Annotated in this window: 12 protein-coding genes; 3 read left to right on the top strand and 9 right to left on the bottom strand. The window is 48.0% G+C overall.

The genetic code is table 11. The annotated features are described in order from the left end of the window. Positions 1-25: 25 nt before the first annotated feature. On the bottom strand, positions 26-2,251 hold the full coding sequence (locus PTQ21_RS26455; RefSeq protein ID WP_274567708.1) for a hypothetical protein: 2,226 nt from the start codon (positions 2,249-2,251) through the stop codon (positions 26-28). Positions 2,252-3,112: 861 nt separating this feature from the next. On the opposite strand from PTQ21_RS26455, the gene PTQ21_RS26460 reads away from it, so the two are divergent. Together PTQ21_RS26460 and PTQ21_RS26465 are read left to right on the top strand one after the other, a co-directional pair. Next, the gene (locus tag PTQ21_RS26460; RefSeq protein ID WP_063565618.1) at positions 3,113-4,357 is read left to right on the top strand and encodes a DNA polymerase IV; all 1,245 of its coding nucleotides are present in this window, start codon (positions 3,113-3,115) and stop codon (positions 4,355-4,357) included. Beyond that, positions 4,354-4,695 carry a YolD-like family protein gene (locus tag PTQ21_RS26465; protein ID WP_064636634.1) on the top strand — a complete coding sequence of 114 codons (342 nt, stop codon included), beginning with the start codon at positions 4,354-4,356 and terminating at the stop codon, positions 4,693-4,695. Before PTQ21_RS26460 ends, PTQ21_RS26465 begins: the two co-directional genes overlap by 4 nt. Positions 4,696-5,042: 347 nt before the next feature. Here PTQ21_RS26465 and glsA read toward each other — a convergent pair whose 3' ends face one another. From glsA to PTQ21_RS26490, 5 genes are all read right to left on the bottom strand, one after another. Next, positions 5,043-5,984, bottom strand: a complete 942-nt coding sequence (gene glsA / locus PTQ21_RS26470) for a glutaminase A (RefSeq protein WP_063565616.1) — start codon at positions 5,982-5,984, stop codon at positions 5,043-5,045. Between the two features lie 114 nt (positions 5,985-6,098). Then, positions 6,099-6,581, bottom strand: a complete 483-nt coding sequence (locus tag PTQ21_RS26475; RefSeq protein ID WP_063565615.1) for a GNAT family N-acetyltransferase — start codon at positions 6,579-6,581, stop codon at positions 6,099-6,101. A 207-nt stretch (positions 6,582-6,788) separates the two neighbouring features. Further along, positions 6,789-8,078, bottom strand: a complete 1,290-nt coding sequence (locus PTQ21_RS26480) for an L-lactate MFS transporter (protein ID WP_179132088.1) — start codon at positions 8,076-8,078, stop codon at positions 6,789-6,791. Between the two features lie 120 nt (positions 8,079-8,198). Then, positions 8,199-9,011, bottom strand: a complete 813-nt coding sequence (locus tag PTQ21_RS26485) for a LytR/AlgR family response regulator transcription factor (RefSeq protein ID WP_274567709.1) — start codon at positions 9,009-9,011, stop codon at positions 8,199-8,201. Between the two features lie 10 nt (positions 9,012-9,021). Then, the gene (locus tag PTQ21_RS26490; protein ID WP_274570574.1) at positions 9,022-10,674 is read right to left on the bottom strand and encodes a sensor histidine kinase; all 1,653 of its coding nucleotides are present in this window, start codon (positions 10,672-10,674) and stop codon (positions 9,022-9,024) included. A 704-nt stretch (positions 10,675-11,378) separates the two neighbouring features. Between PTQ21_RS26490 and PTQ21_RS26495 the strand changes: the two genes are divergently transcribed. Continuing rightward, positions 11,379-11,960 carry a hypothetical protein gene (locus tag PTQ21_RS26495; protein ID WP_063565613.1) on the top strand — a complete coding sequence of 194 codons (582 nt, stop codon included), beginning with the start codon at positions 11,379-11,381 and terminating at the stop codon, positions 11,958-11,960. Positions 11,961-12,379: 419 nt separating this feature from the next. Here PTQ21_RS26495 and PTQ21_RS26500 read toward each other — a convergent pair whose 3' ends face one another. The 3 genes from PTQ21_RS26500 to PTQ21_RS26510 form a co-directional block, all read right to left on the bottom strand. Then, positions 12,380-12,667, bottom strand: a complete 288-nt coding sequence (locus tag PTQ21_RS26500; protein WP_063565612.1) for a stage VI sporulation protein F — start codon at positions 12,665-12,667, stop codon at positions 12,380-12,382. Positions 12,668-12,780: 113 nt separating this feature from the next. After that, positions 12,781-14,826, bottom strand: coding sequence for an ATP-dependent DNA helicase RecG (gene recG / locus PTQ21_RS26505; RefSeq protein ID WP_274567710.1), 2,046 nt, complete (start codon positions 14,824-14,826; stop codon positions 12,781-12,783). Positions 14,827-14,836: 10 nt separating this feature from the next. Next, positions 14,837-15,700: a DegV family protein gene (locus PTQ21_RS26510; protein WP_063565610.1), complete on the bottom strand. Its 864-nt coding sequence runs from the start codon at positions 15,698-15,700 to the stop codon at positions 14,837-14,839. Positions 15,701-15,716 lie beyond the last annotated feature (16 nt).

Genomic DNA, 15,716 nt, shown 5'->3' on the forward strand with positions numbered 1-15,716 from the left:
TGAAAAGGTCCTCCTTTATACTCATTTATTCGGTCTGAAAACTTGGAATTTGTTCATACCGTTTCTTCATTTCCTCGTAGCTCAGTTTCAGTCGTTCACTGTACTGTACCTGCTCCCAGGGCTGCCAGCTGTATATAGGCAATGTTTTCACATCCAGTGTCTTCTGGTCACCACCAGGCCAAGAGATACTTCCAGTAGAACGATCCATTAGCCACGGAACCAGGGTCACACCCTTGACTGCGACAGTTTCGAATTCCCGTCCACCTTTCAGCGCTCCATACTTGATCGCTTGCAGTGAACTTGGGTCACCGAATCCAAGCAGCATCCATGGTATACGCATCTCGATCTGATTACCGTTATATTGCCAGGCGGTTAACGAATCGGTATCGGACTGATCCGGAGCTGTCGTTCCCCGTTTCAACGTACCGACCTTCTCATTCATGAACGGTTGGGCGGAACGGGTATCCGGTGGGGTCATCCGCAGGCTGACCGCCAGGTTCCATGGATGGAATGGATCTGCCGCTTTCTCTTGCTCCTCGGGCAGCATCCCGTAACCGTCCTTGCCATAGAGGCGCTGGTTAAAGTCATAGTCCTTGGCGATCTCCACTTGTGATTCATCATTCTGTCCCAATGTAATCACTGTTTCGAGTCCGTCACTCAGCGTTCGATCCGGAAGTCTCGTACCCGGCTGATTGCCGCCATCCAGCGTATCCGTTCCGATGCGCAGCAAGGTCTGGTCTGGGTCAAAAGGTTGATCCAGCGTCATGCCAATGTACAGGTAGGCTTCATCATGGGTCATTTTCATTTCCTTGATGCCATCTACCTTGCCTTGCCAGACGGTGACCTCTTCCTTCTTCAGCGTATTCCAGTCATCCAGTTTCCCGTCGATGGTCAGCTGTTCCTGCTTACCGGGGTCCATGGCGAGCAGACCGAACATCTTCTCATTCGTCAGCACGTTCAGCCAGTAGGCGCGCCGATCAGCTGGAATTTCAAGCGGCATCGTGTTCCAGGTTTTTTTGAACCACTCATCCTGCCACATGAACAAAATCGCTCCCGCATACCCTTCATCATAAATATCCTGAGTCAGCGATGCGTCGATCTCGCCCTGCTCGACCTCGTTATGTCCGCCCTGATCCCGACCTCCCATACCGAGATGGGAGATTCCAAGCGAAGACGGTACACCGTACTCTGTAATCATTACAGGCATATCGGAAAACTCGGCTTTGAGCTTGCGCAGATAACTTTTGTACGTGTTGTACTCGCCTTTCTCATCCTTGATCGTCTGGAGTGTCTGGTCCGTATGGAACAAGTCCGGGTAATAAGGGTACACATGGTATGCTGCAAAATATCCGCCCTGCCACTCTTCCGGTTGAATATGTCGCGCATCCACACTCACCAAATCCTCTTCGAACAGCGGCTCGCCCGGATGATCCAACACATCGGTTGTTACCCAGTTGGTGAAGGTCATTGGATGCTCCCACCCGTATTTCTTCTCCAACACGGCGGTATAGTCCAGCAGCTCAGCCAGCCAATTTTCGAACGGTGATGCATCCTGCGTCCCGGAAAAATGAACGCCTTTGTACTGCGGCACATCGGAATGGCTCTCATTCGTGTTGTTCACCATTGAAGGGTCCCACTCGGTCCCCACATGCCAAGCCATCAGATATTTCCCGGCATTCGTCTTGTATTTGCCGCTTGACTCTCCCGGTTTATCGGGAATGTCCGCATCCCCATATACAGCCGATACCGCCTTTTCAATCTCCTGCTTGAACGTCTGCTCAATATGGTCAGCATAGGCATCCTGCTTTTCGATCAACTCTTCTTCCGGCGACCATATGCCCTGTATAAAATATAACGGTTGCTCCCGGCCACGGTTATACTCAACCAATGCGGTATAAAAAATCGGCTCATGTACCGTGTACACCCGGATTACATTGGCCCCCAGATCCTCAATCTGCTGGAACCACTTCAAGTAATCCTCTTTGGTCAACGGAAATTCGCCCGGGTAATGTCCTGGTGATGTAGCACCCAGGTTCACACCTTTCACGAACATCTCCCGCCATGCGCCATCGGGTCCATATTCCATGAACCGGTCTCCATCGGTCTTGAATTTCATCTCCGTGCCATTATCAGCTGTGTACGTAACGAGCTGGGGTTGCATATAGTGCCAGCCGGCAAATATTCCGCCTGTCACTACGGCCGCTCCTGTCAGCATCGTTAGCAACCAACGTCTTCGTCTTCGTCTGCTCATGGCTCTTGATTGCTCACCTCTCTAGTATGCATCCTGCTTCATCTGCGGATCTTAAATGACATGAAGGTCTGCGGGAAATCCCGCATCGGATGTCCGCTTTGGGTAGAGATGTCAGCGGTGTAGTTCTCACTATAGCTCTAAGACTCTGCATTTGTAACTAGGCTGTTGGAAGCAAACGTGAACTGCAACATTCTGCCCATAATTCGTAAAATGCGCCATCAACTAGCATCCATGAGCCCTTCTTGCTCTTATGTCCCATGGACACGAATATATGCCACTTTAACCGTCCGTTTGAGGTTCTTCCAGGCTTGCACATCTCTACCCGTTATTGTTATATGCAACGCGGATTGCGAGATCTGTTTCCGCTTGAACGCTTACCCCATTAAACGCTAATGATATTTTAAAGTTGCGGACATTTTTACAGTATTAACCATAAAGATTACAAAATTGATACTATAGTCCGATAACGTATCCTTGAAAACCCGCGTCCTATCAAGGTTTTCTGAAAAGTGCAGAAAATGAAAAAAGGACATCAGTCCCCCCCTATAGGACTGTGCCCATTTATATTACTTTTACATAAAGCCCAATGAACACCCGGTCATCACCCGGAAGTCACGGATCTCTTACACGAAATGTAAAAAAATACATCTTTTTTCCTAAATTTTGACTCTAATAGGTCCATCCAATAATTGTGTCCAATTTGCAAAATAATTCCGGTTGCCGCATCTGGCATTGTCGGATATGCTTATAAAACAGGAACACTTGTTCCATACTGTAAATAAACTGTAAAATAGCATTGGCTGAATGTACCCTATCGCTGCACAGAAGCAGCCGAATCATGAATAAAAGGAGAGAAGTACTATGCCCCGCAAAGACGGACGTGTCATTATGCTGGCCGATTGCCAGTCATTTTATGCCAGTGTGGAGAAGTCTGCACATCCTGAATACAGAGACCGTCCGCTTGTTGTTGCGGGAGATCCTGCACGCCGTTCAGGCATTATTCTGGCAGCCTGCCCACTCGCTAAGTCCTATGGGATTACTACAGCAGAACGGCTGGGTGAGGCTCTTGCCAAATGCCCCGATGTTGTCGTCATTCGTCCCCGGATGGCCGAATATATTCGTGTTTCCCTACACATTACCCGTATCCTTCAGTCCTATACCGATCTGGTTGAACCGTATAGCATTGACGAACAGTTTCTGGATGTCACCGGAAGTTTAGATCTGTTCGGCAGTCCCGAAACGATTGCCCGCAGTATTCAGGACAGGGTAATGGAAGAGACTGGCGTCTATATCCGCGTCGGCATCAGCGACACCAAGGTTGTCAGCAAGATGGCCTGTGACCTGTATGCCAAAAAAGTCCCCGGAGGCATCTATACATTGCCCCGCAAGGACGTGCAGACAACATTGTGGAAAAAGCCTGTTCGAGACATGTTTATGGTCGGTTCCCGGATGGGGCAGCATCTCTATAAGATGGGGATTCATACGATTGGGGATCTAGCGCAGACTCCATTGTCCCGGCTGAGAGAGCGTTGGGGTGTAAATGGTGAGGTACTGTGGCGTATTGCCCGCGGGATCGATGATTCTCCGGTAAAACCCGGGACATATGCTCACCAGCAGCAGGGCATTGGACATCAGATGACATTGCCTCGGGACTATGAATCGTGGGAAGACATCAAAGTGGTGCTGCTCGAACTGGCGGAGCTGGTCAGCCGGCGTTCCCGGGACAAATCGCTCATGGGCAATGTCGTCTCTGTAGGATGTCGGGGGCAGGATTACGATCGTCCAACCGGCTTCTCCCGCCAGATGAAGGTCAATGAACCTACCAACATCACCGATGAAGTATACGATGCGGCAGCAGCTTTGTTTCTGCGCCATTGGGACGGATTACCCATTCGCCGCATCAGCGTGTCATTGACCGGACTCGTGCCCGATTCCGAAGTACAGCTGTCCTGGTTCGATGACCGTGAACGCAAAAGAGAACTGGAACGTGCCACGGATGACATCAAGCGCAAGTTTGGAGAAACCGCGATTATGCGAGCCTCCTCGCTCTGCTCCTCCGCACAGGCACAGGACCGTTCTCATAAAATTGGAGGTCACTATAAATGAGTAAAAAATTACAGCAAAACGGGATTTTTGAGTCGTCGCGCATGATGCTTCCCGAACACCGGGAAGCCTACATCATTCATCAGGAACAACTTGCTCCCCGTACCCGTCCATCTCTGGATGCCCAGGCAGCGGAAGAAATGTCACGTTTGCTTAGTAACTCCATGCTGCTCGGGGATACAGTCACCATCACCCTGTTCCATGAACATGATGATATCCGCTTTACCGGACAGGTGCTCCGATTGGACTCCCCTGCCCGTACCCTTAAGCTGCTGATGGAGAGTGGGACTCGGGACATTCAGATGAATCTTATTACGGATGTGGTACTCGCGAATGAATGATGCGCGCCAAAGACCCAGACGTCAGACAGCCTTACTTTTCTGGGTGTTTGACTCGTCAATATGAACCATATCTTAAGGAGTGAAGCTTTTTTTGGGTTCACCATATTTCGCTCCCGAGGCGAATGAACTTGATATATAGGGAGCATCCCGAATTCACCCCAGCGTTGCGGGTGTACCGGAATAGATGCAGCATGGCCATTGCTATGCAGGACCCTTTTCCTACGGGATCTGAACCAAGACTGAAGCAACCAACAAGCCACATTCCTATCGGACTATTTCGTTCCAAAGAAGCAAAAGGACGAATTGGTGATTCATCGGCTACTCAGGAGGGTAAGGGGATGACTTCGTTAGAACAAACTCCAGTCAAATTCTCTGGAAAGACGCTCAAGCAGATGCACGCCTGCAATGCTGTTTCCTTTCCGATTCAGAGCCGGACCTACAAGACCGATGCCAAACTGGCCTGGAACCAGAGTCAGAATTCCACCCGACACTCCACTCTTGGCAGGCAACCCGACCTGAATCGCGAATTCGCCTGATGCATTATACATACCGCAGGTAGTCATGAACGTTTTGGCGATCTGCACATAACGACGAGGAATAAGCTCAATCCCGGTGATCGGATCTGTCCCGTCATAAGCAAGCACCAGTGACATACGGGCCAGGTCTGCACAAGTCACCTCGATGGAGCAATGGCGGAAATAGACGGCAAGCACATCTTCGACGTCATCCTTGAGCACACCATTGTGCTTCAGAAAATAACCAAGCGAGCGGTTCAGATGGCCTGTCTCCGATTCGGACCGATATACCGCCTCGTTATAGTCCAGCCGATCATTATTCGCGAGCTTGCGGAAAAATTCCAAAATGCGCCGTGACTTCTCCTCTTTACAATCCCCGGCAATGAGGGACGATACCGTGATCGCGCCCGCATTGATCAATGGATTAAACGGAATGCCCGGTTCGACCAGTTCAAGCTTGATCATGGAATCATAATCATCGCCGGTAGGTTCTTTTCCTACATTAAAAAAGACCGCTTCCTCCCCATGATCCATCAGGGCCAGAATGAGTGTAAATACCTTGGAGATACTTTGCATCGTAAACGGGACACCACAATCGCCGGCTGACACATGATTGCCTTCGGCGTTCATGATATGTATACCCAGTTCGTCCTGTGAGGCCTTGAATAACTCGGGAATATAAGAGGCTACTTTCCCCTGTCCGGTGTGCAGACGGCTGGTCTCCAGCCATTCCGGCAACAACTGGTTCAGACGTTCCATTGCAGCATTGCTCATCTCCATCTCCTCCAAATCTCTGTATGAGCATTTCGCATGCCTCCGAATGACGAGTTCCCATCGAAGTGATGCAAAATGCCCGATATAGTATGTATTACCCGCAAGCCTGATCCCTTACCGCTTCACCTGAAGATTCAGCTCCAGAATCTCGCCGGGTAACCCATGATAATCTCCAACCCATGTGGATACAAAGTTCTGTCTGAGCAATATTCGACGTGATGCCGCATTGGACGGATCGATAACCGCATAAAGTACACCAATTCCCGCCGCCTGTGCCTGAATAATCAGCCGAGCTGCGATGGAAGTCCCGTGTCCTCTCCCCCAATGCTCCGGCAGAATCATGTAACCCATTTCCGCCCGGGACGGATCGGATTCATCCGGGATCAGTTTGGCGTAGGCCATTCCTACCCCATCTTCACCAGATATTCGATAATAGCCACAATTGTTGCCGAGATTATAATTCAGCATGGATTCAAATTCCGCAGTAGCTTCATGCTCAGGCAGAGCACGTTCGGTAATCTGTTGCATGACTTCAATATTGGACACAAGAGCATAATAATCAGCAAAATCAGATGGTGCATATTTCAAGAAATTCATGACGAATATACCTCCTCCAAATGGCTAACAAGGACTTGCTCTTTTTATTTCACCTAGAGTATACCAGAAGCCAAGTATGCATTGCACACAACCACTTCATGTACAGAATTCTCATTCCTATCGGGTCCAGCAGGTACCAAAAAAGCGGCCTCCGTAGGAGACCGCCCAGCTTGCTTTTTATAAAATAGAACTTCGTCCCCACTACGATCAGCTTGCCCGGGATGAAGGGTTAAGATTCATCTGCTGTTCACGTTGACGTGTACGACGTCCTTGACCCGGAGGCGTAATCATCAACGCCAGCAAGAGCGAGACGGCACACAGTACAGCGATCACAATAAAGGTAAGATGGAACCCGCCCAGCATGGCGCTGATAAACGATCCAGCCAAGGCACCAAATCCAAATCCCTGATAGATGACGCCGTAGTTTTTGCTCTGATTTTTCAGTCCAAAGTAATCTGCCACAATCGCCGGGAAGACCGTGATATTGCCACCGAAACAGAATGCGATAGCGGCTACACAGGCGAAGAAGATGCCAAAGCTCAGTGGTACCAGGCTCAGCGTCATTACGGCAACAGCCGTAACCAACAGTGCTCCGGCAATAACTTTCATTCGTCCTACTTTATCCGACAGCGCCCCCAGAATGATACGTCCAGCGGTGTTAAAGATCGCAACCATCGCCACCGCATTGGCCGCCGTAGCCACATTAAGACCTGCCAACTGCACACCGATGTCTTTCACAATACCGATCAGATACAGTCCACTCATACAGGCCGTGAAGAAAATAACGAACAGCATATACGCTTCTTTCGTGCGCAGCATTTCTTTGACCGTATAATCATGACGTGTTTCTGGTTGCTTCGCACCGTCCGTGCTACTTGCTGGAGCTTGTTCACGAACAACCGCTTCACGGATCAGGAACGAGCCGCCCACGATCAATACCAACACAATAATGCCCCAGTACATAAAAGCTTGAGCAGGACCAACAGCACCAATTAATGCCGAGTTCACGTATTTGAACAACAGACTGCCTGTACCAAAGGCCCCGACCGAAATACCTGAGATCAGACCTTTTCGCTCAGGGAACCACTTGATCAGGTTGGACAGGGAAGTAATGTACGCCGTACCATCCGCGAATCCAACCACAAATCCGGCCAGGATATAGAGCAGTGTCAACGAACTCACTTGAGAACTGAGCACGAGTCCCAGACCAAGCACAACTCCGGCTACCCGAATCAGGCGACGAAGCCCCCATCGTTCTTGCAGTCGGCCGGCAAATAGTGTGGCAAATGCCAAAGCAAAGCTGGTAATCGAAAATGTTATCGCGACCGAGCTGACGTCCCATCCGAAACGATCAGACAACGGTTGATTAAATAAACTCCAGGTGTAGATGGTTCCGAGACCCATTTGTACAATAATGGTTCCCAGTACAATAAGCCAGCGGTTCATTTTCATAGTTGTAGATGCTGAATTAGGTGCGGATGAAATAGCTGCTTTCATCGTGATCTCCCCTTTGCCGATGTCATATATATGAATGCGTTCACAAGCTAATCATACATGAAAGGGGATTCATTACACCGATTTGAGCATGAGTTGCATCAGATGTGGAATGAAATGCCTCTAGATGCGCATGAGCTGCCTGAATTCTTTGACTTTGCCCCGGCTAACCGGTACTTCAGCCTCCAGATCACGCAAACGAAGCAGGTACGTATTGTTAAACCAAGGCACAATTTCACGGATTTGAGACAAATTCACGACGTAAGAACGATGGCAGCGGAAAAAGGTTTCCTGCGGCAATCGCCCGTGAAAATCCGAAATACTGACCGGCATCGTAAACTCACCGTTTTTGGTATACACCTTCGTTACTTTCTCTTGTGCTTCTGCATAATAAATATCGGCGGTGTCTGTCACAATAATATTGTCATTGCGCAGCAGGTTAATGCGTCGTTCCGTCTGGATATTGGATTCCCGTGCCTGCATATTTGCTGCAGACCATTCATCGTTGGCTTGAGCCGCATTGTGAGCCTGCCCATCGTCACTGCTGTGTTCACGTTTCTCCTGCTCTAGATCCCGTTTGAACGCCGTTTCGAGTTTATTCAGCATCGCGGCAATTCGTTTCTCATCATAGGGCTTCAGAATATAGTCAAACGCCTCCAGCTCAAACGCTTCAGCCGCATGCTCCTTATAAGCCGTTGTGAATACGATATATGGCTTGCTCGCAAACTTTCCAATATGATGTGCCAGCATCATGCCGTCCAGCGAAGGGATATTTATATCAAGAAAAATAACGTCGACTTCCTGCTCCTGCAGAAACTTCAGCACATCCAGTCCATCTTCCAGACAATCTACCACTTCAATTTGGCTATGTTCCTGTATCAAGTAATTCAGTTCCTCACTTGCCGGAATTTCATCTTCAACAATAAGGGCTCTCATCGACAGTTCATCACCTTGTTACTACATCTCCTTTGGGTACATCAAATAAAATATCGGTTCCATGCTCCAGCCGTGTAATTGTTAACCCTTGTCCATAAATGAGCTTCACCCGACGATGCACGTTGTACAACCCGATCTGGTTGACTGGCATCCGGTCATGGTAAACACGCTCAATAATGTCGGCTCCAATGCCTGCTCCTGTGTCACTGACCCCAATTCGCACAAAGTCAGGATAATCCTGTACCCGAATCCGTACAGTCCCGGGTCCTTTCACCTTGAGAATACCGTGGATAATGGCATTTTCCACAAGTGGCTGGATGACCAGACTTGGAATATGCACAGCCACCTCATCAATATCATAGATGACGTTAAGCCTGCTGCCGAAGCGCGCCTTCTCGATTTCCACATAATTGCGGACCTGCTCCAACTCCTTGTGAATATCGATAAGCTCATCCGATAGCTCCAGGTTATAGCGCATATATCCAGACAGATTCACAATCAATTCGCGTGCCCGATCCGGCTTGGTGCGAATGGATGAGGCAATGGCGTTCAGCGCATTGAATAGAAAATGAGGATGAATTGTAGTCTGCAATGCACGCAGCTCCGCTTTATTGGCCGCAGCCTTGATCTCCTCCACACGTGATACTTCCATCTGGGTGGAAATAATCTGGGACAGGCCCACAGCCATCGTTTGCAACGGATACGTAATCTTGTACGCTTTGCGGTAATAGATTTTCAAGGCACCCGTTACTTCGCCCCGCTCTTTGAGTGGAATGATGAGGAGGGAGTGGATATCCGGCGTTTTTTCGTCAATGACATCATTGCTGATCGTAATCTCTCCGCTGGAGATCGTCTTCTTCGTCATCTCACTAATAATTTCATTACCGATGTGATATCGTTCCTCACCAAATCCCACATAAGCCAGTACATTTCGGGTATCCGTAATCGCAACCGCATCAGCCTGAATATCCTCCTGAATAATCCGGCAGATCGTACGCAGGGAGTCTTCATCAATGGAACGGAAGTACGGCAAGGTCTTATTGGCAATCTCCAGCGCCAGCTTGGCCTGACGAGCTGCAATCATTTCCTTTTCCCCTTCCACACTCTGCACCAGCAGTACGATTAGCCCAATATTCACCTCACCTAATATCATCGGCAGCGCAATCTTCGAGACAATGTCGGCCCCCAGTGGATCGGGATAGGAATACAGCAGGATGAGCAGCATCGTAAGCGCCTCACAGATCATTCCGGCCGCAATACCGATCATCCAGCGCTTCGACTTAGGCGTATACTTATGTATATACCCGGAGACCAAACCTGCAAGGATACTCGTGATCAGGCACGGGATCGCCGTAACTCCATCCATATCGATTAAATATCGATGCACCCCGGACACAATCCCGGTAATGATGCCTACAGGCCCCCCGAACAGAATACCGCCAGACATAACAGCAATAATGCGCACATTCACCAGAGAGCCTTCCACATTAATACCGGTATAGGTACCGAAGATAGCAAATGCACAGAATAACAACGTAACCGCAATGTACTCCTGCCATCTCAATTTTCCCTTTTGCAATATCTGTCTAAACCGCGGTATCCTCGACAGAAAGAATAAAAATATAATCAGCAGTGCCGCACGTTCAAACAAACCCAGCAGCATCGTAAACATCTCCGTCAATCTGACTTCCTCCACATCCGTCAAAAATAAACGCCCATTATCGCAGCAGCGTTTTCCTCACCTTGAAATCCATGTATGCTCGTATGCAACAGTTTACCGCTCCCCCAGAAGGAAAGCAAAGTCGATCCTGTGAAAATGGAAGTAGCCGAAAGTCGCTAACCTATTGAACAGACGATACGGAATTCATTTTGCTCCAAACCATTCTCTTCCCTACCAACAAAGCTTCACTTACCTACACATATAACTCCACTTCCAGAAATCCACTGTGTTATAATTAATTGGAACATTATGCTAATTAATTAAACTGAAATTTATTTAAGAAAGGTGTATTTAAATGTTTGTAATGCTACTGATAGGCTCACTCCTGCTTTTTAGTGGTTTGTGGTACATCATTTACTTTATCTCGAAACGTACCAAAAACCCTAATCGCTCGTCTGCTCATGTGCTGAGAGTGATTTTAAGTATTTCGATCCTCGTACTAATAGTTGAAAACTACATATACGAAACAGTACCTTCTAATGCCATTTTAATTTTAGTATTTATTGCATCTTTAATAGCCACTAGCCCTTATTTTGTTAAGAATAAAGAATGATGGGATGACACCAGTTTCCTGCCTCTCTCCTATTAGAACTGGATTATAATCAACATGCTTCGTTTATCTCGCATTCCAAGGAGGAGTTTCCTTAATGAAAAATCTCTCTTGTGGTATTTTATCTCTATGTATAATTGGAGCCTTACTTCTTTCTGCATGCGGAAAAGCGGACGACAATTACCCCCTTTCCAATAGCGAAAAACCTAGCAACACAACAAGCGGAGCCCCTTCAACCAACATTACACCAAAAAACTTTGAAAGTCTGATTGAGCCAGCGGAGATTGAAGAAATTAAGGACATCACAGCGGCCGAATTTAAGAAGGGCGTCTACATTGATTTCGACAAATATAAAAGCAGCTTCTTTGACGAAAAGATTATCTCTAAGTTAAGGAACAATCTGGAATCGATTGTAGAGAACAACGAAAAAAAGTTTAAGCAGAATCTGAATAACAAGTCTTTGGAATCCATTAGAGAAGGCTTTTATTACAAAAACACAGCCGATCAATTCATGTTCTATGAGTTGGATCTTTTAGAAAAACTCGATCATCCAGAACAAATTAGAGTAGGTGTGCGCTTTGTTAGAAAGTCCTCAGACGGTAGTATTGAGAATCAAGGCATTACCTACTTCTTTACTAAAAACGAAAAAGGTGACTGGGGTATTGAAAACATAGATTAAATCCCAACTTGAAAATTTAAAGGAGATTTAATCCAATAGTATTTTGTATCAAGTAACACATGTTCTTGACTAAAACAATCAAAAGGGCGGTCCATAAGTCATATTCCTGACTTATGAACCGCCCCATCCACTAAAATTACTTCATACACATTCGATGTAATTTGGTTTTTATAAAATGAACTTCCAGTTACACAGTAACGGAGAGTGCAGAACCAATCTGGAGAAGCGAAGCTAAAAGCTTTCTGAAAGAAAGCTGCATCGGAAGCATACGCTCGCCTTTATCACCGGATTTTACCCTTTCAAAGGGTAATTCAAAAAAATCCGGGGATAACAGCGATCGGAAGATGGTACTGCACTCGGAGTGGCCACGTGTAACACCCTGTAGTTCATTTTATACCACCCAACATTCCATCGAATCCCTACCTAAACATGCCCCACAACTTAATCAAATGAAACGTATTGTTCGGATCGATCTTCTGCGCAAGAACAAAAGCAACAAATTGTTCCTCCTGAGTCGCAGAAAAATTCTCGTTCAAAATGACCGCTGACGACTTGACCAGCCTTCTTACCTTGGCCTTATCCTGCAAATCGGACTTGGTGACCCCATCTATCAACTTTTTGATACGCTCTTTGACAGCGGGATTTTTCATCTTTGTTTTGATCCGCTCCACCAGCTGCGGACTGATTCCATATTGTTGGTAACCCAAAACGAACAGCACCTCCTGAATAATGAACTCACTTCTTATTCATATGACAGGAGGGCCTGTACACTTGACATTTTCCCACGGAAAATGTGGAAAACCACACATTCATAGCCCGATCAATCGATCAGATCACCCTGGAATACTTGCTGCTGCTGTAAAAAGTCACGTAAAGGAGCGTAGTCAACAGACGTCCAGAAGCTCGCATCCGCAATCAGGCTGGAGACGTCATCTCGCGCCTGCTCCAATACCTCAAAATCTGCAACCATGTCGGCAAGACGGAACTCCGGTAATCCACTTTGCTTGGTGCCAAAGAAATCGCCCGGTCCCCGCAGATCCAGATCTCGACGGGATACCTCGAATCCATCTTCGGTTTCCGTCATGACCTTCATGCGCTCCTGCCCCACCTCTGTCTTGGGGTCTGCAATGAGTACACAATAGGATGCATGAGCGCCCCGACCGACCCGACCACGAAGCTGATGCAGCTGCGATAGACCGAAGCGGTCCGCATCCATAATGACCATCAGCGTTGCGTTAGGCACATCGACCCCGACCTCCACAACTGTTGTGGAGACCAGAAGCTGAATTTCGTTGCTGTAAAAGTCACGCATCATCTCTTCCTTCTCGCCAGTCGTCATCCGTCCATGCAGCAGACCTACACGGTACTTCGGAAAGTTCTGTTGCATCTGGATATGCAGGTCAATGGCATTCTGTACATCCAGCTTCTCCGACTCTTCAATGAGCGGGCAGATCAGATAGGCCTGACGTCCCTGGTCCACTTCTCGCGAAATAAAACCAAGAACCCGGTCCATCATGTCATGCTTGACCCAGTACGTCGAGATAGGAATCCGCCCCTTTGGACGTTCCGAGATGGTCGATACTTCAATATCACCAAAAGCTGTAATGGCAAGCGTTCGCGGTATCGGCGTCGCCGTCATCGTTAACACATCCGGGTTATAGCCTTTACGCCGCAAAATGCTGCGCTGGTTCACACCGAAGCGATGCTGTTCATCTGTAACAACAAGACCCAAGTCACGGAAAAATACATCCTCCTGAATCAAAGCGTGTGTACCCACAACGATATCGATCATACCCATCTGCAAGGATGCAATCAGATCTTTGCGCTTTCGTCCATTCACGCTGCCCGTTAACAGCCCTACAGTTACGCCAAAAGGTTCAAACAGCTTTTGCAGTGAGCGCATATGCTGTTCTGCCAGAATCTCCGTAGGGACCATCAGAGCCCCCTGAAAACCGGAACGAACGGTCGTATACAGCGCGATCGCCGCAATAACCGTTTTACCTGAGCCTACATCTCCCTGCAGCAATCGATTCATCGAATACGGTGAACGCATATCATGCAGAATTTCAAGCTCTACCTTCTTCTGTGCATCCGTCAGTTCAAATGGCAAACTGCGAACAAACTCCCGAATCGTCGTATTATCCGTTGTGTGCACTACACCATCCATACGATCCCGGTTCAATGCACGATACGCCTGCATCTTGAGTTGAAACAAAAATAGCTCCTCATACACCATCCGCTGTCTGGCCTGCTGGCCTTCCCGGTTATCCTGCGGACGGTGAATCCCGGCAATCGCCTGTTTGCGAGGCATGAATCCATATTTGTTCATGAGTGATTGAGGCAGAATTTCGGGGATCATTTCCCCGAATTGGACTAATCCCTGATTAATCGTTTTGCGCATCCATGACTGCGTTAGCTTGCCGGTTACCGAATACACAGGCTGCAGCGTGCCCGATCGTCCTTCCCCTTTATCCGGGAATTCCGAGTCCGTTACGGTCATCTGCATACGCTTCTGTTCCCATTTCCCCGTAATAACAATCTCCCGATTGGGCGTAAGCTGTTCTTTCAGAAAATGCCGATTGAACCAGGTGGCTGAAATCATCCATTCTTCCGTCATCACCTTACAGGTAAGGCGTGACTTTTTGCCATAACGCTGCAACACTGGGATGCCCATCACTTTACCCTGTACCGTAATTTTGTCCCCGTCCTTCACTTCACTGAGCGAACGCAGCCGATAATCCTCATAACGGAACGGATAATATTCAAGCAAGTCTTTTACAGTAGAGATGCCAAAGGCGTGAAGCTCTCCCTCTTTGAGAGCACTCACGCCGCTAATTTGTTTAACCGATATTTCTTCCCATTTCATGTCTAATCCCTCATTCCGGAACAGGCCACATAAAGATGGCAATTACGCCAGGCCCAACATGGCTGCCAACGACAGCTCCAATATTGGTATACACCACTTCATTCAGTGTAAAATGTCCACGTAATTGCTCTGCACAAGCGATCGCTGATCCGGGGTCTGCGGTATGACCTACCGCCAGATTAACACGTTGACCCGCCAGATCCTGCTGAAACAGCTCAATAATGCGTGCCATGGCTTTTTTGTGACCTCTGACTTTCTCCACTGCGTAAATAACGCCTTCCTCATCAATGGACAAGATCGGTTTAATATTCAGCAATGTTCCCAAGATGGCCGCAGCTTTGCCAATCCGACCGCCTTTCTGCAGATACTCCAATGTATCTACGAGAAAGAACAGCTTGCGGCTCTTCTGCATGGCTGCTACAGCCGCAGTGATCTCCGCAGCGGATTTGCCTTGTTCGGCAAGCTCGGCAGCCTGTACGACCAATAAACCATATCCATAGGATGCAGACTTCGAATCCAGTACCGTTATATCGCCCTCACGTTCCAGCAACGATTTGCCGAGCAGTGCCGATTGATAGGTACCACTCATGCCGGAAGACAAATGAATCGATACAATGGGCCGTTCCGGGTTCTCATCCAACAGCGTGTTATAGATATTCATAAAATCGGTGGGAGAAGGCTGTGAGGTTGTAGGCAGCACAGATACCTTCTCCAATTTTGCATAGAACTGTTCCGAAGTCAGATCAACGCCGTCTGCATAAGCTTCTTCCCCGAACAAAACACGCAGCGGAACAACATGAATCCCGTATTTACGGATCAGTTCTTCCGGTATATCTGCCGTGCTATCGGTTACGATCGCAACCTTGTGGCTCATCAGATCCCCTCCTCTT

The organism is Paenibacillus marchantiae, assembly GCF_028771845.1.
GTDB lineage: Bacteria > Bacillota > Bacilli > Paenibacillales > Paenibacillaceae > Paenibacillus > Paenibacillus marchantiae.

Coding starts and splice junctions, on each gene's coding strand:
- PTQ21_RS26455 (WP_274567708.1), bottom strand. CDS start 2,251: ATGAGCAGACGAAGACGAAGACGTTGGTTGCTAACGATGCTGACAGGA.
- PTQ21_RS26460 (WP_063565618.1), top strand. CDS start 3,113: ATGCCCCGCAAAGACGGACGTGTCATTATGCTGGCCGATTGCCAGTCA.
- PTQ21_RS26465 (WP_064636634.1), top strand. CDS start 4,354: ATGAGTAAAAAATTACAGCAAAACGGGATTTTTGAGTCGTCGCGCATG.
- glsA (WP_063565616.1), bottom strand. CDS start 5,984: ATGAGCAATGCTGCAATGGAACGTCTGAACCAGTTGTTGCCGGAATGG.
- PTQ21_RS26475 (WP_063565615.1), bottom strand. CDS start 6,581: ATGAATTTCTTGAAATATGCACCATCTGATTTTGCTGATTATTATGCT.
- PTQ21_RS26480 (WP_179132088.1), bottom strand. CDS start 8,078: ATGAAAGCAGCTATTTCATCCGCACCTAATTCAGCATCTACAACTATG.
- PTQ21_RS26485 (WP_274567709.1), bottom strand. CDS start 9,011: ATGAGAGCCCTTATTGTTGAAGATGAAATTCCGGCAAGTGAGGAACTG.
- PTQ21_RS26490 (WP_274570574.1), bottom strand. CDS start 10,674: ATGCTGCTGGGTTTGTTTGAACGTGCGGCACTGCTGATTATATTTTTA.
- PTQ21_RS26495 (WP_063565613.1), top strand. CDS start 11,379: ATGAAAAATCTCTCTTGTGGTATTTTATCTCTATGTATAATTGGAGCC.
- recG (WP_274567710.1), bottom strand. CDS start 14,826: ATGAAATGGGAAGAAATATCGGTTAAACAAATTAGCGGCGTGAGTGCT.
- PTQ21_RS26510 (WP_063565610.1), bottom strand. CDS start 15,700: ATGAGCCACAAGGTTGCGATCGTAACCGATAGCACGGCAGATATACCG.